17 protein-coding genes and 5 tRNA genes are annotated in these 20033 nt (G+C 73.3%); 8 read left to right on the forward strand and 14 right to left on the reverse strand.

Annotated elements, in window-relative coordinates; translation table 11 throughout:
• Positions 1-2: 2 nt before the first annotated feature.
• The 3 genes from OG799_RS19270 to OG799_RS19280 all read right to left on the reverse strand — a co-directional run bounded on the left by OG799_RS19270 (position 3) and on the right by OG799_RS19280 (position 5153).
• Positions 3-2777 (reverse strand): ATP-binding protein, encoded by a 2775-nt coding sequence (locus OG799_RS19270; RefSeq protein ID WP_406036562.1) that lies wholly within the window; start codon positions 2775-2777, stop codon positions 3-5.
• Positions 2778-2916: 139 nt separating this feature from the next.
• Positions 2917-4542 carry an acyl-CoA synthetase gene (locus OG799_RS19275; RefSeq protein ID WP_406036563.1) on the reverse strand — a complete coding sequence of 542 codons (1626 nt, stop codon included), beginning with the start codon at positions 4540-4542 and terminating at the stop codon, positions 2917-2919.
• Positions 4543-4622: 80 nt separating this feature from the next.
• Complete coding sequence (locus tag OG799_RS19280; RefSeq protein ID WP_406036564.1) at positions 4623-5153, reverse strand: PadR family transcriptional regulator; 531 nt, start codon at positions 5151-5153, stop codon at positions 4623-4625.
• A gap of 101 nt (positions 5154-5254) precedes the next feature.
• Between OG799_RS19280 and OG799_RS19285 the strand changes: the two genes are divergently transcribed.
• On the forward strand, positions 5255-5986 hold the full coding sequence (locus OG799_RS19285; protein ID WP_406036565.1) for an alpha/beta fold hydrolase: 732 nt from the start codon (positions 5255-5257) through the stop codon (positions 5984-5986).
• Positions 5987-6208: 222 nt separating this feature from the next.
• Here OG799_RS19285 and OG799_RS19290 read toward each other — a convergent pair whose 3' ends face one another.
• The 3 genes from OG799_RS19290 to OG799_RS19300 all read right to left on the reverse strand — a co-directional run bounded on the left by OG799_RS19290 (position 6209) and on the right by OG799_RS19300 (position 7229).
• Positions 6209-6817, reverse strand: coding sequence for a DinB family protein (locus tag OG799_RS19290; RefSeq protein WP_406036566.1), 609 nt, complete (start codon positions 6815-6817; stop codon positions 6209-6211).
• A 203-nt stretch (positions 6818-7020) separates the two neighbouring features.
• A tRNA-Val gene (locus OG799_RS19295) sits at positions 7021-7095 on the reverse strand.
• 61 nt (positions 7096-7156) lie between these two features.
• Positions 7157-7229 (reverse strand) — tRNA-Gly (locus OG799_RS19300).
• Between the two features lie 194 nt (positions 7230-7423).
• Between OG799_RS19300 and OG799_RS19305 the strand changes: the two genes are divergently transcribed.
• Positions 7424-7663 (forward strand): DUF6458 family protein, encoded by a 240-nt coding sequence (locus OG799_RS19305; protein ID WP_406036567.1) that lies wholly within the window; start codon positions 7424-7426, stop codon positions 7661-7663.
• 104 nt (positions 7664-7767) lie between these two features.
• Here OG799_RS19305 and OG799_RS19310 read toward each other — a convergent pair whose 3' ends face one another.
• Positions 7768-8586, reverse strand: coding sequence for an isocitrate lyase/phosphoenolpyruvate mutase family protein (locus OG799_RS19310; protein WP_406036568.1), 819 nt, complete (start codon positions 8584-8586; stop codon positions 7768-7770).
• Between the two features lie 69 nt (positions 8587-8655).
• On the opposite strand from OG799_RS19310, the gene OG799_RS19315 reads away from it, so the two are divergent.
• Positions 8656-9561: an ArsR family transcriptional regulator gene (locus tag OG799_RS19315; protein WP_406036569.1), complete on the forward strand. Its 906-nt coding sequence runs from the start codon at positions 8656-8658 to the stop codon at positions 9559-9561.
• A gap of 149 nt (positions 9562-9710) precedes the next feature.
• Here the strand turns inward: OG799_RS19315 and OG799_RS19320 are convergent.
• The 3 genes from OG799_RS19320 to OG799_RS19330 form a co-directional block, all read right to left on the reverse strand.
• A tRNA-Val gene (locus tag OG799_RS19320) sits at positions 9711-9785 on the reverse strand.
• A gap of 13 nt (positions 9786-9798) precedes the next feature.
• Positions 9799-9869 (reverse strand) — tRNA-Cys (locus OG799_RS19325).
• A 34-nt stretch (positions 9870-9903) separates the two neighbouring features.
• Positions 9904-9976 (reverse strand) — tRNA-Gly (locus tag OG799_RS19330).
• A gap of 256 nt (positions 9977-10232) precedes the next feature.
• Here OG799_RS19330 and OG799_RS19335 point away from each other — a divergent pair.
• Entirely contained in the window at positions 10233-10835 is a 603-nt protein-coding gene (locus OG799_RS19335) for a TetR/AcrR family transcriptional regulator (protein ID WP_406036570.1), read from the forward strand.
• Positions 10836-11092: 257 nt separating this feature from the next.
• On the opposite strand, the gene OG799_RS19340 is transcribed toward OG799_RS19335, so the two are convergent.
• Both OG799_RS19340 and OG799_RS19345 read right to left on the reverse strand, forming a co-directional pair.
• Positions 11093-12439 carry an RNA-guided endonuclease InsQ/TnpB family protein gene (locus tag OG799_RS19340; RefSeq protein ID WP_406036571.1) on the reverse strand — a complete coding sequence of 449 codons (1347 nt, stop codon included), beginning with the start codon at positions 12437-12439 and terminating at the stop codon, positions 11093-11095.
• A gap of 96 nt (positions 12440-12535) precedes the next feature.
• Complete coding sequence (locus OG799_RS19345) at positions 12536-13390, reverse strand: hypothetical protein (RefSeq protein WP_406036572.1); 855 nt, start codon at positions 13388-13390, stop codon at positions 12536-12538.
• Between the two features lie 182 nt (positions 13391-13572).
• On the opposite strand from OG799_RS19345, the gene OG799_RS19350 reads away from it, so the two are divergent.
• The 4 genes from OG799_RS19350 to OG799_RS19365 all read left to right on the forward strand — a co-directional run bounded on the left by OG799_RS19350 (position 13573) and on the right by OG799_RS19365 (position 17683).
• Positions 13573-14241, forward strand: coding sequence for a class I SAM-dependent methyltransferase (locus OG799_RS19350; RefSeq protein ID WP_406036573.1), 669 nt, complete (start codon positions 13573-13575; stop codon positions 14239-14241).
• Positions 14242-14250: 9 nt separating this feature from the next.
• Positions 14251-15414: a cytochrome P450 gene (locus OG799_RS19355; RefSeq protein WP_406036574.1), complete on the forward strand. Its 1164-nt coding sequence runs from the start codon at positions 14251-14253 to the stop codon at positions 15412-15414.
• Between the two features lie 515 nt (positions 15415-15929).
• The gene (locus tag OG799_RS19360) at positions 15930-16865 is read left to right on the forward strand and encodes an ABC transporter ATP-binding protein (RefSeq protein WP_406036575.1); all 936 of its coding nucleotides are present in this window, start codon (positions 15930-15932) and stop codon (positions 16863-16865) included.
• Positions 16862-17683 (forward strand): ABC transporter permease subunit, encoded by an 822-nt coding sequence (locus OG799_RS19365; RefSeq protein WP_406036576.1) that lies wholly within the window; start codon positions 16862-16864, stop codon positions 17681-17683. Before OG799_RS19360 ends, OG799_RS19365 begins: the two co-directional genes overlap by 4 nt.
• 25 nt (positions 17684-17708) lie before the next feature.
• On the opposite strand, the gene OG799_RS19370 is transcribed toward OG799_RS19365, so the two are convergent.
• Both OG799_RS19370 and OG799_RS19375 read right to left on the reverse strand, forming a co-directional pair.
• On the reverse strand, positions 17709-18386 hold the full coding sequence (locus OG799_RS19370; protein WP_406036577.1) for a response regulator: 678 nt from the start codon (positions 18384-18386) through the stop codon (positions 17709-17711).
• Entirely contained in the window at positions 18383-20017 is a 1635-nt protein-coding gene (locus tag OG799_RS19375; RefSeq protein ID WP_406036578.1) for a sensor histidine kinase, read from the reverse strand. Before OG799_RS19375 ends, OG799_RS19370 begins: the two co-directional genes overlap by 4 nt.
• Positions 20018-20033 lie beyond the last annotated feature (16 nt).

The raw sequence follows: 20033 nt of genomic DNA on the forward strand, positions 1-20033 counted from the left end.
GGTCACTCGGTCGGGGGAGAATCGGGGTCCCCGGCCGCTGGCAGGTCCGACAGCGCGTCGCGCAGGGCGGCCCGAGAGCTGACGCCCAGCTTGGGGAAGATCAGGTACAGGTGGTACCCGACGGTGCGCGCCGACAGGAACAGCCGCTCGCCGATCTGCTTGTTGGTCAGGCCGGACGCGGCCAGCAGGGCGATCTGGCGCTGCTGCGGCGTGAGGGTTTCGGCAGCCGCCGGGTTCGCCCGGTCGCGCTGCAGGCCGGCGGCCCGCAGCTCGTTCTCCGTCCGCATGATCCAGGGCCGGGCACCCAGCTGCGCGAAGCCGTCCAAGGCGGCGGTGAGATGCTCGCGGGCGGCGGCCGGGGACCTGGTGCGCCGCAGCCGCTCGCCGTAGGTCAGCCGGATGCGGGCCAGGTCGAACGGCCACCGGTCGGCGTCCGGGGTCCGCAGGGCCCGTTCGAAGAGGTTGGGATGTTCCTCGTCCGAGGCAGCCATCGCCGTCGCCCCGGCGACGCCCAGCGCCAACCGCGGCGACAGCTCGGCGATGCGCGCCTCGCGTACGGCGACGGCATGGGCTCGCGCGTCGCCCGGCCGGCCCGAGCGGGCGGCCGCCTCGACCAGCTCCATGATCAACCACAGTGCCTCGGGGGCGTGTGTCGCGAGATGCCCAGCCCGGCTCACCGTGCTCGCCTGCCGGTACGCGTCGTCGAAGTCACCCCGCGACAGCGCGGTCAGCGTCCTCACGTGCGAGACGTACGCGGTCACCGCGCCGACCCGACGTGGTGCCGCCCACCGCGCCATCTCGTCGGTCAGCGCCCGGCTGGTGTCCTCCTCGCCGCGGGCACTGGCCACCAGGGCCCGCAAAAACAGGCCCGGCCAGCGCATGAGCTGGTAGTCGTGCGTCTCGCACAGAGCGAGGCCCTCCTCGGTCAGGGACAGCAGCTCGTCCCACCGGCCGGCGAAGTAGGCGTCGTTGCCGAGCAGGAACAGCGCCTCGATCGACGAGGTCACCGCCCCACCCTCACGGCCGTGCCGCACGGCCCGCCACAACGGCTCCCGGCAGTCGCCGACCCGGTCGAGGTAGCTCCCGGCAATCGCGGTGCGCACGATCCGGGCCGGGCTGGTCTCGTTGCGCAGCCGGGCGATGGCGGCGTCGAGACGGTCGAGCACGGGCAGCGCCAGGCGCGCCGGATCGCTGAATGTCCGACTGAGAATGGCCAGCAGCTGCGGAGGCTGCGGGCGCAGCCGGTCAACCGCCTGGTGGAAGGCGGTCCAGAGTTCCGCCCGTCCACCGAAGAACGCCACCATGAGCAGCGTGTACAGCGCCTCGATGAGGGTCTTGTTGTGCGCGTCGGTCGGATCGGGCAGCGATTCGATCGCACCGGTCAGCAGGCGGTGCGCGTTGTCGATGTCGCCGCTCTCGTTGAGCAGGTGGTACGCGCCCGCGACCGCGCCGGCCAGGGCGCCCCCGTGCTGCGGGTCGGCCCGCCGCGCCGCGTCCATCAAGGCCGGCACGTCCCGCAGATCGCCGGTGACGATCGCGCCGAGGTACGCCGCCTCCGCCAGCCGCCTGCCGCGATCGGTGCCGGCGGGGCTGAGGTCGGCGGCCCGCAGCAGTTCGGTGATCGCGCCGACCGAGTCGCCCCGGAACAGGTTCGTGTGCGCGACCTCCTGCAGCAACGCCGCGACCTGCTCGTTCGGGCCTTCAGACGCCTCGGCCAGGTGCCAGGCCCGCCGCTGCGGTTCGTCCCTGCGGCGCTCAGCGAGAACGCGGTGCACCTGCCGGCGTTCGTCGGCGGTGGACAGCTCGAAGACGGCCGAACGGATCAGCGGGTGGCGGAAGGACAGTCGCGCGGCGGCCGGGTCGACGGACAGCAGCTGTGCCCGCTCGGCCGGTGCCAGGTCGTCGGCCTCCGCCCGGGGACCGCCCGTCCGCAGGATCCGCAGATCGCCGCTGCCGTCGAGCACCGCGAGCAGCAGCATCCGACGCGCGCGTTCGGGAAGATCACGTACGCGGCTGGCGAAGACCGCCTGCAGGCGCCTGGTCAGCGGCAGTGTGGTGGGCAGCGTACTTGGGGCGGGCCGCGGTGCCTGGTTGAGCGCTACGGGGAGTTCCAGCAGCGCCAACGGATTCCCCTGGGCCTCGGTGAGCAGCCTTTGCCGGGCCCTCGCGGTGAGGGCGGGATAGCGGCTGGCCAGCAGCGCGGCGGACGCAGTCTCCGACAGTGGTTGGATGTCGTACGTGCGGATGCCCGACCGGTCGAAGAACCCCTCCTCGCCGGTCCGTGACGCGGCGATGAACCCGATGCGGTGCCCGGCGAGGCGGCGGGCGATGAAGCCGAGGACGGTGGCGCTGACCTGGTCGAGCCACGGTAGATCGTCGACTGTCACGAGCACCGGCGCGCTGCTGGCCGCCTGCGTCAGCAGCGCCAGGGCCGCGCACGACACGAGGAACCGGTCCACGGGCGGTCCCTCGGCAAGGCCGAGCGCGCTGCGGAGGGCGGCACGTTGTGGCTCGTCGAGGCGGGGGAGGTAGCCGAGCAGTGGATAGAGAAGCTGGTGCAGCCCCGCGAAGCTGACGTTCGCCTCGAACTGCGCGCCGGTGGCGTGCACGACCTGCGCGCCGGCGGCGGTCGCGTAGGACGCCGCGACGTCCAGGAGCGCGGTCTTGCCGACACCCGCGTCACCGGAGAGCAGGAGCGCGCCGCCCCGAACGGTGGCCTGGTCGACGAACGAGTGCATCAGCTCGATGTCCCGGTCGCGCCCGGTCAGTCGCGTCACCGGTCAGGCCATCGCGACGAGTCGGCGGGTGGCAGTGCGTGCCGCGCCGGGATCCACGCCTTCTGACTGTAATCGAGCCGGTTCGTCGTGTCGGGCGATCCGCCCCGGTCCCGAGGGCTGCCGGACGCCACGGTCCGGTTCACCGCCGGTCGCGCAACTGCTGCTTGAGCACCTTGCCGGCGGACGACACCGGCAGCGCGTCGACGAATTCCACGCTGCGGGGAATCTTGTACCCGGCCAGTTGCCCGCGGCAGTGTTCCCGCAGTTCGTCGCCGGTCACGGTGGCCTCCGGGGTGAGGACGACGATGGCGTGGACCCGCTCCCCCCACCGCTCGTCCGGCAGGCCGATCACCGCACACACCGCCACCGCCGGATGGGACGCCAGGGCGCTCTCCACCTCGGCCGAGTAGACGTTCTCGTCACCGGAGATGATCATGTCCTTGAGGCGGTCGACCACGAACAGGTACCCGCGCAGGTCCATGAAGCCGGCGTCGCCGGTGTGCATCCAGCCGTCGATCAAGCAGGCGGCCGTCTCCTCGGGACGGCGCCAGTATCCGCGCATCACGTGGTCGCCCCGCACGGCGATTTCGCCGACCACGCCACGCGGAACGTCGGCACCGTCGGTGTCGACGATCCGGATCTCCGCATGCGGCGCCGCTCGTCCCGCCGCATGGGCCAGACCGGGATCCGCGTGGTCGGCGGGGAGCAACAGGGTGGCGACCGGGGCCAGTTCGGTCATCCCGTACGCCTGGACGAACCCGGTCCGCGGGAACATCCGGCGGGCGCGGGCGAGCAGCGCCTCCGGCATGGGCGATCCACCGTAGATCAGATGGTTCAGGCTGGACACGTCGAAGCGCGCGGCGTCCGGGAAATCGACCAGCAGCTGGATCATCGTCGGCACCAGGAGGACGTCGGTGACGCGCTGCCGTTCGATCGCCGCGAGCACGCCCGCGGGTGTGAAACCGGGGACGATCACGTGCGTACCGCCGGCGACCAGGGTCGCCGTCCAGGTCGCGAGGTCGGCGAGGTGGAACATCGGGGCCGTGTGCAGGAGCCGCCCGCCCGGCGTGACGAACTCCCCCGTCGCCAGGCTGCCCAACGCCGAGGTGAGCATGTTGGCGTGGGTGAGCATCACACCCTTGGGCCGACCGGTGGTGCCGCCGGTGTAGAAGACGCCGAACAGATCGTCGCCGCCCCGGCGGCTGTCCGGCATTGCCGGATTCTCCTCGATCAGACGCTCGTACGCGACACAGCGTGCCGGGGCCTCCCCGTCGCCCATCACCACCACAGCCGGCAGCGGAGCGTGTTCGTGCAGCGTCGGGATGATCGGGGCAAACTCGGCGTCGACGACGAGCACGGCAGGCGCCGCGTCGCGCAGCGCGAAGCCGATCTCGGCCGGGACCCATCGACTGTTGATCGGCATCACCACGGCGTCCGCCCACGGCACCGCGAGCAGGCACTCGTGGTACCGATCGGAGTTCGGGCCCAGGACGGCCACCCGGTCACCGCGTTCCACGCCGAACGCACGCAGGCCCGCGGCCAGTCGCGCGATCCGGTCGGTGGACTCGGACACCGACCGCACCCGTTCTCCGCAGATCGTCAGCGCCCGATGGGGATCCTGCTGCACGGCTCGGTGCAGCGCCTGGGTGAGGTACATCCGATGAATCCCTCCAACAGCAGCGGTGGTCCTGCGGAGGAGAACTGTAAGCAGGCCGGTCCCGACACCGGTGCCGAGGTGGCGGCGAATCGCCGTGCTGCTTTTCACCGTTGCACCGGTGAGAACCCCCGTCATGGGCTGTCAGCGGTGGGTCTGTGCCTTACGCCGATTCTCCTGTTGCGTGAGCCTCATGAGACCTGGTTCAGGGTCACCAGTGTCTCGCGTAGCCACTTCAGCTCGGTACGCGTGGTAGCAGTGGCGATCGTGAACAGCCCTTGTCGGAAGGGGTCGTCGAAGTCGCTGGCACGCAGTGGCCGTTCGCCGTCCCAGAAGAAGCTGGCTGGCTGCGTGAGGAAGTCAAGCCGACGCCGCAACACGGCGGCCTGTGCCGCCGGGTCATCGAGGTGGCGCAGGAAGGCCAGCAGGGTGAACCACCTGTTCTCGTCGGTGATGAACAGCTCGTCGGGTTCACGGAGCCGGTCGAGCAGCGCTTTTCTGCCTCCGGACGTCAGCGACAGCATGTGCCGGGGTGCGGCAACCTGGCCGGGTTGGAGTTCCCGGGTGAGCAGCCCCGCGGCTTCCATGCGCTTGAGCAGGGGGTAGAGCGTGCCGTCGGCGATGGGGCGCACGTGTCCGGTCAGGGCGGCGATGCGTTTGCGGAGGTCGTACCCGTGGAGCCGCTCGTCGTAGAGGAAGCCGAGGATCGCCAGTTCCAGCATGATCTGGATCATACCCCGTTGCCAGGATACCTCGGAAGCGAGATATCTTCTGAGCTATGCATAGCGCTCAAGTTGCTCCCGACGGTTCCCGCATTGGCTGGGTGGAGATCCCCGGCGCCCAGCCCGCCCGCGTCTACCTCCACGGCCTGGGAGCCAGCTCGGCGCCGTACTACGCCGAGGCGGTCGCGCATCCGGCCCTTTCCGGCCACCGCTCGCTCCTCATCGACATGCTGGGCTTCGGCATCAGCGACCGGCCGGCCGATGCGGCGTACACCCTGGAAATGCACGCGGACGTGTTGGCCCGTGCGCTGGAGCAGGCCGCGGTGAGCGACGCCGACGTGGTCGCGCACAGCATGGGCGGCGCGGTCGCGGTCATCCTCGCCGCACGCCACCCCCGGCTGGTGAACCGGCTTGTGCTCGTCGACCCCGCCCTCGATCCGGTGCACCCGCTGCCGACCACGAAGCGACCGGGCAGTTCCGGCATCGGCGTCTATCACACCGAGGAGGAGTTCCTCGACCACGGCTGGGGCGAGACGCTGGAGTTCATCGGGCCGGAGTGGGCGGCCACGATGCGACTGGCCGGGCCACAGGCGCTCTACCGCAGTGCCATGAACCTGCTGCGCGGCACCACGCCCATGGTGCGCGAGCACCTGGGCAGGCTGACCATCCCGCGCGCGCTCCTGTACCCGGCGGCTGACGGGCCGCGCTTCGACGCAGACCGGCTCGCGGCCTCGGGTGTCGAGGTGGTGGCGATTCCTGACTGCGGCCACAACATCATGATCGACAACGTGGAAGGCTTCGCCCTCGCGGTAAAGGCCGCCCTCCGCGACTAGGACTCCGTCGCGCGCCCTGGCGGGCTCCTGGCTGATGCCCGGAACCTGACGCCCGGCTCATCGAGCCGGGCGTCAGGAAGTGCAAATGCCCGAATTTTACTGGTGGACCATACGTGGCAGAATCCGAACCGCATTCCCGCAGCTCAGGGGCCAGACGTGGCCGTTACGGCGGTTCGCAGACGGGTGGTGCAGCTGTAGGCCATGTCGGCCAGCTCTCCCAATCTACGCGTTGGCGGAACGGGCATGATCGGGCGTGGTGGCGGCTGCTTTGGCGGCCCGCTCGATCTTCGCGCGCTGGGCTTCCCAGAATGCCGGGTCGCGCTGCGAGTTCGCGTACTCGGCTGTTGTCCCGGTCGAGCCGTCGAGCTGTTCGCGCAGGATGTCGGCGTGTCCGGCGTGCCGGCTGGTCTCGGTGAGACTGTGGACCAGGATGTTGAATAGCTTGACGTTGGGGCGTGGCCACCAGGGCACGTGGCCGGGTGAGTCGATGGCGAGGGCGGTGATCGTCGCGTCTGAGTGCTCGCACACGCGGCGGTAGCGGTCGATGATCTCCTCGCGCGTCTCGCGCTCGGTCGCCCACATGTCGGCACCGCGTGCCCCGAGGTCGTCCCACCGGGGCAGGGGTTCGGGGAACGGCCGGTCGAAGACCTCGCCGAAGTACCTGGACTGCCAGATCGACAGGTGCTTGACCAGGCCGAGAAGGTTGGTTCCGGTCGAGGTCAGGGGGCGGCGGATGTCGTACTCGGAGAGCCCGTCGAGCTTCCAGAGCATCGCCTCGCGAATCTCTCGCAGATCGTTGTGCAGGTACTCCTTCGCGAAATCATCGATCATGGAGCACGATCCTGCCATGCGCCGACAGCGGGCGCGACCCGCGACCAGCACTCGGCAGAATGTCACGCACGTCCTGCGGCTGAGATCGACATCTCATCCCCGGCGAGAAGTTGATAACTCGTGACTAACTCATGATGTTGAAATAAATTGAAGTGCTCCGATTCTCGGTTCAGAATCGGAGCACTTCTAGCTGCACATATAAATGGTGGGCGATACTGGGTTTGAACCAGTGACCTCTTCCGTGTCAAGGAAGCGCGCTCCCGCTGCGCCAATCGCCCGCGCGCGCCGGGTGGCGAGACCAGCACCGGCGACGGTCGACCCCGCGAGGGGCGGATCGCGAGCGGACGACGGGATTCGAACCCGCGACCCTCACCTTGGCAAGGTGATGCGCTACCAGCTGCGCTACGTCCGCGTGCCGCCGGCTTGCGTCGGCGACGGACAGAACTGTACCCGATCGCAAGATCGCCGTCCGGACGCCCCCACCCCGCGACCACCGCGCTGGCGGGGCTGCCGGGCGACCGCCGCCACAGGCGGGTGATTGCGCTGCTCACCACCTGGGTACTGACTGCTCTCGACAGCACACCACGTCCCCTGAAGGAGGCTGTCGTGGGAATCGGTACCAGCATCTTCCTGATCGCGGTCGGCGCGATCCTCACGTTCGCGCTGGACGCCAGCATCGGCGGGGTCAACCTCGACGTCATCGGCTGGATCCTGATGGCGGCCGGCGTGCTCGGCCTCATCATGACGACCCTGGTCTGGGGCCGCCGCCGCGAGGTGGTCACCACGGCCGAGCCGGTCGAGTATCGGCGGGTCGAGGAGCGCCGGGACGTCGGCCCGCCGCTGTGACCCGACCGACCCGGAGCCGACGGAGCTGATCGGTCTCGGGGCACCACGCGCGCATCCGAGGGGGTGCCGGCCGACGCGGCCGGCACCCCCTCGTGTGTCCGGCTTCAGCCCCGCATCAGGTCGTTCAGCGTCCCGTAGTCGTACGCGCCGGCCAGCGCGCCGTACGTCCCGGCGCCGAACGCCTCGTCGGCGGCCCGGCGGGCCACCGCGTACGCGGCCTCGGCCACCGCGGAGCCGAGGCTGATCCGGGCCACCCCGAGGCGGGCCAGCTCCGGCACGGCCGGGGCACCCGGCCCGACGAGCACGTTCAGCGGGGCCGGGATGGCCGCGACCAGGGCGGCCACCGTCTCCGGGTCGACCGTGCCGGGCACGAACACCCCGTCCGCGCCGGCCGCCAGGTAGGCGTGGGCCCGGGCCACCGTCTCGTCGACGCCGCCGGCGCCGCGCAGGAACGTGTCGATCCGGGCGTTGACGTACAGCGGGATGCCGGCGTGGTCCGCCGCCTTCCGGACGGCGGACAGCCGGGCGCACTGCTCGTCGACCTCGCGCAGCGGCGCTCCCCCGTCGTGCCGGGCATCCTCGACGTTCACGCCGACGGCGCCCGCCGCCACCACCGCCCGTACGGTCGCGGCGACCTCGTCGACGGTGTCGCCGTACCCGGACTCGATGTCGGCGGTGACCGGCAGCGGTACCGCCGCGACGACCCGGCGGACCAGGTCGACGGCCGCGTCGCGGCCGAGGGCGTCGCCGTCCGGCGCGCCGAGGCTCCAGGCGACGCCGGCGCTGGTGGTGGCCACCGCGCGGGCGCCGGCGGCCGCGACGATCCGGGCGCTCGCCGCGTCCCAGACGTTGACCAGGACCAGCGGCTCGCCGGGGACGTGCAGGGAACGGAAGTTCAGGGCTCGGGTGTGGTGATCGTTCACCCGGCCAGTCTGCGCCCGCGCCGCCGCCGGCCGTAATGTTTCAGTCCCAGCTGAAACGAAGGAGGCGGTGTGGTCGCCATCGGCCTGTCCGCGGACGCGGTCGCCCGGGTCCGCTTCGCGCTCTCCTGCCTCTGGGAGGTCGTCGCCAGCGTGCGGGTGCTCCGCGACCCGGGCGACCACGCGATCCACCTGCCCTGGGTGAACCGGGTCCGGCCCCGGCTGGCCGAGGCCGGGCTGTCCGGCCGCGACGGCGGGCTGCTCTGGCAGCTGGTGACGCCCGCGCCGGGCTACCTGGCCGACTTCCTCACCCCACCGCCGGCCGGCCTCACTCCGGACCTGGGGCAGGAGCTGGCCGCGCTCCGCGCCACCCCGCCCGACACGGTCCGCGCCCAGCTCGACCTCTACCCCGGCGCCCGACCACCGGCGCTGGCCGCCCTGTACGCCGACCCAGCGAACGGGCTGCACCGGCTGGCCGGGGAGATCGACACGTACTGGCGGCTGGCCCTGGCCGCGGAGTGGCCCCGGATCCGGGCGCTGCTCGACGCGGAGGTGTTCCGGCGGGCCCGCCGGCTGGCCGAGGAGGGCGCCGCCGGGCTGCTCAACGACCTCCACGAACGGGTCCGCTGGGAGGGCGACGCGCTGCTGGTCAGCCAGCGGCACTGCACCGCACCGGACGTGCCGGACGGCAGCGGGCTGGTGCTGATCCCGTCGGTCTTCGTCTGGCCGTCGGTGCTCAGCATCGCGGCCGGCGACGTGCCGCAGCTGGCGTACCCCGCCCGGGGCCTCGGCGCGTTGTGGGAGTGCCCGCCGGCGGCGCCGGACGCCCTGGGCGCCGTGCTCGGCCGGGGCCGGGCCCGGTTGCTCGCCGAGCTGGACGCGCCGCGGTCGACCACCGAGCTGGCCCGGCGGACGGGGCTCTCCCTCGCGGGGTGTCGCAGCACCTCGCCACGCTGCGGGCGGCGGGCCTGGTGGTGACGCACCGGGCGGGCCGGTCGCTGCTGAGCAGCCGGACGCCCGTCGCGGAGGCGCTGCTGACCGCCCCGGGGTAGCGGGCGGACATTGGGAGAAACAGAACGGCTCATCACCGGTGTCCGGTGATGAGCCGCCTGACCTGCTCATCCAACTGGTGGGCGATACTGGGTTTGAACCAGTGACCTCTTCCGTGTCAAGGAAGCGCGCTCCCACTGCGCCAATCGCCCTCGTCAACTGCCGAGGTGGAGACGGGATTTGAACCCGTGTACACGGCTTTGCAGGCCGTTGCCTCGCCTCTCGGCCACTCCACCGAGGTTGCCCCCGACATGCGTGGCGGCAGCTCCGAGCGGACGACGGGATTCGAACCCGCGACCCTCACCTTGGCAAGGTGATGCGCTACCAGCTGCGCTACGTCCGCACGTCCCCGGCGTTTCCCGGTGACGGATGAGAACTTTAGCCGAGGCCAGGAACTGTTGCCAAATCGGGGGGTCCCCCGGCGCGTCCCGCGCGGTGCCGACCGGCGCCTTTCCGGCGTCTGTGGCCCCGACGAGCACCGATGGACACTCGGGCCGGGACACCTTCCGAGCTGCTGTCGGGTTTCTGACTTGATGTCCGGTTGGACCTGGCCGAGTCGGTGACTCCCTGTGCTCATATCGATGGGCTACGGTAGCGGCGTGACGAGACGTGCCGCCGAGATCCGCCTGGATGCCCTGCTGCGCACGGCCTGTGACGTGATCGTGGAACGTGGACTCGCCAACACCCGGACGGCCGACGTGGCGGAGGCCGCCGGCGTCAGCCAGGCCCTGGTCTTCTACCACTTCGCCACCAAGGAACGGCTGCTCGCGCAGGCGTTCGCGTACGCCGTCGAGCAGGACCTGGCCCGGCTCGACGCGGTGGTCCGCTCCTCCGCCCCGCCCCTGACCAAGCTGCGGCGGATGCTGCGCCTCTACACCCCGGCCGGCCGGTCGACCTCCTGGTCCATGTGGATCGACGGGTGGGCGGAGTCGCTGCGTACCCCGGAGTTGGAGAAGGCGTCCCGTCGGCTCGACCTGCGGTGGCGACAGGACCTGGCCCAGGTGATCTCGGACGGGGTGGCCGACGGCACCTTCGAGTGCGCCGACCCGGCCGGCGCCGCGTGGCGGATCAACGCCGTGATGGACGGGCTCGCGGTGCAAATCGCGGTGCACGAGCGGGTGCTCACCCGCCGTCAGCTCACCGAGTGGTTCCGCCTGGTCGCCGCCCGCGAGCTCGGCCTGGAACCCGCCCAGCTGGACTGACCCCGGGCACCCCGGCGCCGGCCGCGGGATACGGCGCACGGCCGGCGCGCCCGGGGGCGGTCAGCCGGCGTACGGCTCGGGGGTGGGGCCGCGGAACGACGGCGCTGGCGCTCCCCGCAGCCCGCAAGCCGGTCGGGGCGAAAGCCAGCCTTCGAGAGCCAGCGCTCCGTCGTATCCCGCATGTGGCCCAGCTTGTGAGCGGTGTTGATGGCGATGCCTCTGACGCACCCGCCGGCGGGCGACCGGGCTGGCCTCGTCTAGCCAGGACAGCTCACCGCGGGCACAGACGGCGCAGGAGAGCGCCAGGGCGGCGTACTGGGCGGGCAGGTAGAGGTAGGTGAGCCAGCGGTATTGACGCTCTCTCCGCCCTGAGAGACGGGGATTCCTTCCGCGCTGCGCGTGGAACCGCGCGTGGCGCCTGGGTGGATTCCTGCTTCTCGGCGCGGTGCCGGCACGGGTGCCGGTCTTACCTGCGCTCCACAGGCGTTTAGGCTCTCGGCGCGTCCCGCCGCGAGCACATTTCTGGCCGCGTTGATGTCCCGGTCGTGGACAGCCCCGCAGGGGCAGGTCCACGACCGGATGTTCAACGGCTTGGGTCCGTCGACACGGCCGCACACCGAGCACGTCTGAGACGTGGGCGCGAACCGGCCGATGCGGGCGAAGGTCCGCCCGTATCGGACGGCCTTGTATTCCAACATGTGCACGAACTGCGACCAGCCGGCATCGTGCACGGATTTGGCCAACCGGGTCCGGGCGAGACCAGTCACGCACAGGTCCTCGACGTACACCGCTTGGCTGTCGCGGATGATCCGTGTCGAGAGCTTGTGCTGCCAGTCCCGCCGCGTGTCCGCCACCCGGGCGTGCGCCCGGGCGACCTTGACGACGGCCTTCTTGCGATTTGCGCTGCCCCGCTGCTTGCGGGACACGTCCTGCTGCAAACGGCGCAGTTTACGGGCGGCGCGGCGCAGGAACTTCGGCGCCGTCACCTTCGTGCCGTTGGACAGGACCGCGAAATGGGTCAGACCCAGGTCGATACCCACCTCGGCACCAACCGGGGGAAGCGGGTCGTCGATGGTGGTCACCACGAACGAGGCGAAGTACCGGCCCGCCGCGTCCCGGATGATCGTCACGCTGGACGGGTCAGTCGGCAACACCCGGGACCACCGCAGCGCCACGTCACCGATCTTCGGCAGTCTCAGCCGCCCGTTGTCCAGCAGCCGGAAGCGGGAGTTCTTGGTGAAGCGGATGGCCTGCCGGTTGTCCTTGCGGGACCGGAACCGGGGCGGGGCGACCTTGGGGCCTTTGGGCTTGTCGGACAGTGAGGTGAAGAAGTTCCGGTACGCCGTGTTCAGGTCCGCGAGGGCCTGCTGGAGCACCACCGCGGACACCTCGCAAAGCCACGCTCGATCCGGTGTGCGCTTGGCCCGGGTGATGACCCGCTTCGACAGTTCGCCGTCCGGCACGTACGGCTCGCCGTTCTCCCTGGCCGCCTGCCGTACGCGCAGCCCGTCGTTGAACACCACCCGCGCACACCCGAACGCCCGCGCCAACGCCGCCTGCTGGACCGGCGTCGGATAGAACCGGTAGTTATACCGAAGCTGCACATCGGACACTCTTGCATCGCCCTATGACACAAATTGACGGCGTTCATTGCAGCCGGAGGTTCCCTCCCGGCCCCGGCCACCCCCGATCGGCGGCCCCTACCGCCACCGCCGCGCCGGCGGACGCTCGAAGGCGAGGCCCCGATCGTCCGCGGCCGCCGCATTCCCGGCCGGGCGCAGCAGATGCCGCAGCCGCAACAGCAGGCCCGCGCCGAGGAAGAGGAGCAGACCGCCGAGGAGGAAGGCACCCTGCACCACCCCGAAACCACCGGGCTGCGCCACCGGTCGGCCCGCCGCGCCCGGCGGCGGCAGCTCGGCCACCGCCTCATCGCTCGGCGTCGCGTCCGCGCCGGGGTCGTTCGCCGCCGGCTCCGAGCCGGCCGGGGCACTCGGCGTGGCGGAGCCGTCCGTCGGCTCCGGCGTCGCCTCGCTCGGCGTCGCGTCGGCCTCCTCGCCGACCACCTGCCGGGTCGCCGTCCGCCGGGCGAGCAGGAGCAGGTTCTCGTCGTACGCCTCGGCGGCGAAGCTCACCCGCCCGCGGGTGACGTCCTCGGCGAAGGCCACCCGGTAGCGGGCGGTGACCGTCCGCCCCGGGCAGAGCACTCCCGGGTCCAGCTGACGGTCGGTCAGCCGGGCCACGTCCCCCTCGGTGCGGATCTCCAGCGGGAAGGAGCCGCTGTCCTCCACGCGGTCCATCTTCACCTGGTCCAGCCGCAGGCCCTGCACGCCGAGCACCATCGACCAGCGCACCTTGACGCAGCCGCCACCGTCGGAGCGGGAGACCACCGCGGAGACGGTCTCCACCCGGTTGCCGGCGGTGAACTCGTCCGGGAGCCCGCTCAGCTCGGTGGCGAAGCCGGCCGCCGCCCGCGCCGGCACGGCGGCGCCCAGGCCCGCCCCCGACAGACAGGCCAGCACCATCCCGATCCGCAGCGCGTTCCGCCACACGCTCACCACCGCCTCGTCCTCCCGTCGGTCGCGTCCACCGGGCAACGCTATGAGCGGTCCGGGCAGGCCGGTAGACGGGCGTGTTCGCGCCGGCCGGCAAGCGCGGGGGCCGATTTCACCGACGGTGGTGAACCGGTCACGCGCGCCCCGCGACACGCCCGGGATACCGCCCGGGGCAGAATCACCGGGTGTCCGACCTGTCCGCGGCCTTCGTCCGGCTGCACGCCCGGCTCGCGCCGGTCCCGTTCGTCCCCGAGGTGCGGCTGCACCAGGCCGACGAGCCGATCGGCCTGTGGGAGCTGACCGAGGGTGAGTTCCGCAGCGCCCAGCCGCCGCCGTTCTGGGCCTTCGCCTGGGCCGGCGGCCAGGGGCTGGCCCGCTACGTCACCGACCACCCCGAGCTGGTCGCCGACCGCCGGGTGCTCGACCTCGCCTCCGGCTCCGGCCTGGTCGCCATCGCCGCCGCCCGCGCCGGCGCGGCGTCCGTCCGCGCCGTCGAGGTCGACGAGCGGGCCGTCGCGGCCGTCGCGCTCAATGCCGGGGCCAACGGGGTACGCGTCGACGCCGAACTCGGCGACATCCTCGACGGCGACGCCGGGGACGCCGAGGTGGTGCTCGCCGGCGACGTCTTCTACAGCGAGGCGATGGCGCGGCGGATGCTGCGCTTCCTGCTCCGGGCCGCCCGGTCCGGGGCCCGGGTGCTGGTCGGCGACCCCGGCCGGGCGTTCCTGCCCCGCGAGCGGTTCCGCGAGCTGGCCGCGTACGACGTGCCGGTGCCGGAGGCGCTGGAGAGCGTACGGGTGAGGCACACCACCGTGTGGGAGCTGGACCCTTCGCCGCCGGGAGCCGCCCGCTAGCGTGGCGGCGTGCTGTTCCGGGGCTGGGGGGAGTCCGTCGACGGGCGGTGGCCGGACGCGGCGACCGTGGTCGACCACGTCGGCGTCGGCCACCTGGTGGTCACCCGGCACGCGCTGGTGAAGCAGGTGCTCACCGACCCGGTCACGTTCCGACCGGACAACGCCCTCGACGGGGTGACCCCGATGCCGGTGGCCGCGCTGCGGGTGCTCGCCGGGCACCGGTTCCGGCTGCCCCCGACCCTCGCCAACAACTCCGGCGCCAGCCACCCGGAGATCCGCGGCATCGTCGCCGACGCGCTGCACCCCACCCGGGTCGCGGCGCAGCAGCCCTGGCTGGCCGCGCTGGTGCGGGAGCGGGTCGACCGGCTCGCCGCCGCCCTCGACGCGGGACGGACCGTCGACCTGTACGCCGAACTCGCCGCCGACCTGCCGCTGCTGGTGCTGGCCCGCCTCGTGGAACTGCCGGACGCCCCGGTCGGCGCGGTCAAGGACTTCGCCCGGGCCGCGCTGGAGCTGTTCTGGGCGCCACTGGACGCCGGACGGCAGCGGGCGCTGGCCACCGAGGTCGGCCGGTTCCACACCGTGCTGCGCGCGTTCGCCGCCACCGGCGCAGGGCTGGCCGCCCGGCTGCGGGCCGCCGGGCACTCCCCCGACGTGGTGGTGGGCGCGCTGTTCTTCCTGCTGGTCGCCGGCCAGGAGACCACCTCGCAGTTCCTCACCCTGCTGCTGCACCGGCTGACCGGCGAACCGGAGGTCCGCGCCGGGCTGCGCGCCGGCGAGGTCGCCGTCGCCGACGTGGTCGAGGAGGGGCTCCGACTGGAGCCGCCGATCGTCACCTGGCGGCGGGTGGCCGCGGTGGACACCACGCTGGGCGGGACGGCGGTGCCGGCGGGCACCAGCATCGTGGCCTGGCTGGCCCGGGCCGGCCGGGACCCCGAGGTGGTGGCCGCCCCGGCCGAGTTCCGGCCCGGGCAGCCCGGTTCCCGCCGGCACCTGGCCTTCGGGGCGGGCGCCCACCGTTGCGTGGGGGCCCAACTGGCCCGGATGGAGGCGGCGGTGGTGGTCGCCGAGGCGGCGCCGCTGCTCGACGGGGTGACCGTGGTCCGGCCGCCGTGGTGCCCGGACAACCTGACCTTCCGGATGCCGGACGCGTTCGTCGTCCGCCGCGCCTGACCACTCCGGCCCCGCGCCCGACCGCCGCCCCGGGGCCGCCACGCCGTCCGGCGGCGCCGCCGCGTCACCCGGTTGCCGGCGGCACCGCCGGAGCCGCCGCGCCGTCCGGCGGTGCCCCGTGTCACCCGGCTGCCGGCGGTATGTCGCCACAGCGCCTTTGGAGCTGATGTCGCAGACGAATCACCCGGCGAGCAGATCGCGTCCGTGCCACCCGGACTCGGCCCGATGTCGCATCCGATTCAGCTCCAAAGGACGGTGGCGATATCACCGCACGGGGGCGAGGCGGGCGGCGCGGGGCGAGGCGGGCGGCGCGGGGCGAGGCGGGCGGCGCGGGGCGAGCCGGCGCGGGGCGAGGCGGCGCGGGGCGAGGCGGCGCGGGGCGAGGCGGCGCGGGGCGAGGCGGGCGGCGCGGCGCGCGGACCCGATGGCGCGGGCGGCAAGCCTGACGAAAGTCAGGGCTGGTCGACGGCGATCGGCAGCGGTGGGGCGGCGGGTCCGGTTCGTACCGTCGGCACATGATCACACTACGTGGGTTGACGAAACGGTTCGGGGAGACGACGGCGGTCGACGACCTGACCGTTGACATCGTGCCCGGCCGGGTGACCGGCTTCCTCGGCCCGAACGGCGCGGGCAAGTCCACCACCATGCGGATGGTCCTCGGCCTGGACCGGCCGACCGCCGGCGCGGCCCTGGTCGACGGCCGGGCATACCGGACGCTCCGGCACCCGTTGCACGAGGTGGGGGCGCTGCTGGACGCCACCGGCATCCATCCGGCCCGGTCGGGCCGGGCGCACCTGCGGGCGATGGCCCGCAGCAACGGCATCCCGCTACGCCGGGTCGACGAGGTGCTCGGCCTGGCCGGCCTCGACGGAGCCGCCGCGGACAAGCAGGGGCGCTCGCTCTCCCTCGGCATGGCGCAACGGCTCGGCATCGCCGGTGCGCTGCTCGGCGACCCGCCGGTGCTGCTCTTCGACGAACCGGTCAACGGGTTGGACCCCGACGGGGTGCGGTGGATCCGGGGGCTGACCCGGGCGCTGGCCGCCGAGGGGCGGACCGTCCTGGTCTCCAGTCACCTGATGAGCGAGATGCAGCAGACCGCCGACCAGCTCGTCGTGATCGGCCGGGGCCGGCTCATCGCCGACGCGCCGGTCGCCGAGCTGATCGCCGCCGGCGCGACCGCCGCGGTCCTGGTCCGTGGCCCGCAACCCGCGGCGCTGGCCGCCCTGGCCGAGCGGTTGACGGCCGAGGGGGCCATGGTGACCCCGGACGGCGCCGACGGCCTGACCGTCTCGGGCGCCGCCGCCGGCCGGGTCGGTGACCTGGCGTACGAGCTGGGGGTCCGGCTGCACGAACTGACCCCGGTGACCGGCTCGCTGGAACAGGCCTTCATGGCCCTCACCGCCGACAGCGTCGAGTACGCCGGTGGCGTCGTCGAAAGTGAGGCCCGATGAGCACCCTCCGCACGATCGCCCCGGCCCGACCGGCGTCCCGACCCGGTCCGGCCGACGGCCCGTTCACCGGCGCGGTGGCCGCCGAGTGGACCAAGCTCTGGTCCGTCCGGTCCACCTGGTGGACGCTGCTGGCCGGTGTGCTGGTGATGGCGGTCACCGCCGGGCAGCTCGCCATCTACGCGGCCAACGCCAACACCGACGACGACCCGACCAACAACCCGGGCGTCGTCACCGTCGGCAGCATCGTGATCGGTTCCCTGGACCTCACCCAGTACGCCGTCCTGGCCCTGGGACTGCTCGCCATCACCGCGGAGTACAGCACCGGCACCATCCGCACCACCCTGCGCTGCACCCCGTCCCGGGGCCGGATGCTGCTGGCCAAGGCGGTCGTGGTGGCGGTCGTGACGTTCCTGTTCGGACTCCTGCTCGGCGGCGTCGGCGCGCTGGTGGCCGGGCCGGTGCTGGGCGGCTGGGGCCGCGCCCCGGCCGCCGGGACGCTGGGCGACGTGCTGGCCACCGCGGTCTACCTGGCGCTGGGCGGCGTGCTCGCGCTGGGCCTCGCGGCGGCGCTGCGCCACGCGGTGCTCACCCTGACCGTGCTCCTCGCCGTGCTGATGATCGTGCCGCTGTCGCTCCAGGAGCCGCAGATCACCGTGCTCACCCGGATCGCCGACGCCTTCCCCGGCGTCGCCGGGGCGCACTTCATGGCCGGGGACACCGACCCGTACCCGGCGGCGGTGGGGCTGCTGTTGCTCGCCGGCTGGACGGGCGCCGGGCTGACCCTCGGCCGGGCCGCGCTGCGCCGGCGCGACGCCTGACCCGGAACGGAACGGGCGGGGCTGGTCAGCCGGTCGGCGGGACCAGCCCCGCCTCGTACGCGAGGATCGCCGCCTGTACCCGGTTACGGACGTCGAGCCGGGTGAAGATGCTGGTCAGGTAGCTCTTCACGGTGCCCTCGACCAGATGCAGCCGGCGGGCGATCTCGGCGTTGGACAGTCCCGCGCCGACCAGCGCCAGCACCTGCCGTTCCCGCTCGGTCAGGCCGCCGAGCCGGTCCCGGGCGTACGGGCCACGGGCCAGCCGACCGCCGGTCAGCTCGATCACCCGCCGGGCCACCCGGGGCGACAGGTACGCCCCGCCGTCGGCCACGGCCCGGAGCCCGGCCAGCAGCTCGCGGGGATCGCCGGCCTTGAGCAGGAACCCGCTCGCCCCGTGCCCCAGCGCCCGGGCGACGTGGTCGTCCTCGCCGAACGTGGTCAGCATGACGCTGGCGGTCTCCGGCACCAGCCGCCGGATCTCCGCGGCGGCGCCGATCCCGTCCAGCCTGGGCATCCGGATGTCCAGCAGGGCCACCCGGGGGCGGTGGGCGCGGACGAGTTCGACGGCTTCCCGGCCGTCGGCGGCCTCGCCGACCACCTCGATGCCCGGGTCCGCCGCCAGGATGGCCCGCACCCCGGCCCGGACCATGGCCTCGTCGTCGGCGAGCACGACCCGCACCGGGCGCTCGCGGTCCTCGCTCACCGGGCGATCCGCTCCTTGCTGGCCAGCCGGCCGTCGGTGAAGCAGAGCCGCCAGGTCGGCTCCGCGAAGGGGAAGTTGCCGTCGGTGTAGTACTCGCACCCGTCCGCCGTGCCGCCGTCCGGCGGCTCGACCTGCCGGCGGGGCAGCCCCAGCCCGTCGCGCGGGTCACCGACCCGCAGCCGCTCGTACCCGGGGCGGTCCAGCACGGCGCCGGCCGTGGCCAGCGGGTAGTAGACCAGCGACAGCACCAGGCCCAGCGTGACCGGGGCGCCGAACGCGACCAGCAGGCTGCGCCGCACCTCGCGCCGGGCGTCGCGCAGCCGTCGCGCGGCCTCTCCGGACCGGTCGCCCGGCACCGGCCCGGGCCGATCGGGGAGCGGCCAGCCGGCCGCCAGGTCGAAGGGCGGCGGCCCGGTCGGATCGTCGCCCGCCGACCAGCCGGCCGGAACGTCGGGCGGCGGTGTCGGCCGGTCGTCGGGGGTCGGGCCGTCGACGGTCAGCGGCAGCCGGGCCCGGACGGCGAACCCGCCGTCGCGGCGGCCCGCGTCGAGCACGCCGCCGGTGAGGCGGACCCGCTCGCGCAGGGCGAGCAGGCCCGAGCCGTGGCCGGGCGGGCCGGGCAGCGGCGGGACCACCGCCGGGGCGTTGACCACCCGCACGTCGACCCGGTCGCCGGTCCGGGTCAGGGCGACGGTGACCGGAGCGCCGGGGGCGTACCGGGCGGCGTTGGTCAACGCCTCGCGGACCACCCGGTGCGCGGCGTGCGCGACCATCGGCGGCAGGTCCAGGTCGGCCGGCGCGGCACGCAGCTCCACCGTCATCCCGGCGTCGCGGGCCCCCTCCACCAGCTCCGCCACGGTCTCGTCGGCCGGCCGGACGTCCCAGCCCCGGTTCTCCCGCAGCACGCCGATGACGTCGCGCAGCCGCTCGGTCGCCGCGGCCACGCTGGCGCGCAGCTCACCGGCGGCGGCGCGGTGGGCGGGGGCGAGGTCGGCGGCGACCTCCAGCGCGGCGGCGCGGAGCGCGATGAGGCTCAGGTCATGGCCCAGCGAGTCGTGCATCTCCTGGGCGATCCGAGCCCGTTCCCGCAGCCGGATCCGGTCCACCGCGCTGCGCCGCTCCCGCTCCACCGCCTCGGCGTGCCGCCGCTCGGTGGCCGCCAGCGCCCGCTGCTGCCGCCGGTGCCGGCCGAGCAGCCACGGGAACACCCCGCCGAAGAGCAGCACCGACGCCAGCAGGTACCAGGTCGCCGGCCCGGTGCCGAGCAGGCCGAGGTTGAGCCCGGTGCCGGCGGCCGCGATCACCCCGAAGACTCCGGCGGCCCGGGCGGTCCCCGCGCCACGCCGCCCGGCGAGGTAGCTGAAGACCGGGATGGCGAAGACGAAGTTGCCGTCGAGCAGCGAACCGAGCACCACCGCCAGCAGGGCGGCCAGCGGCAGGCGACGACCGATCCCCACCGCCAGGGCGAGCAGCGCCAGCGAGGCGGTCAGCAGGAGCACGGCGGCGGGCGGGCGGGGCGGGGTGATTCCGGCGTACCCGATCGGCGCGGCCAGCGCGGCCCAGAGCAGCAGGTCGCCGACCCGCCGCCGGTCCCCGAGCAGACGGGCGTGATGCCACCACCGCGCTTCCACGGCGGTCAGGCTACCG

Origin of the sequence: Micromonospora sp. NBC_00898, from assembly GCF_045207895.1 — a bacterium.
Taxonomy (GTDB): Bacteria; Actinomycetota; Actinomycetes; order Mycobacteriales; family Micromonosporaceae; genus Micromonospora.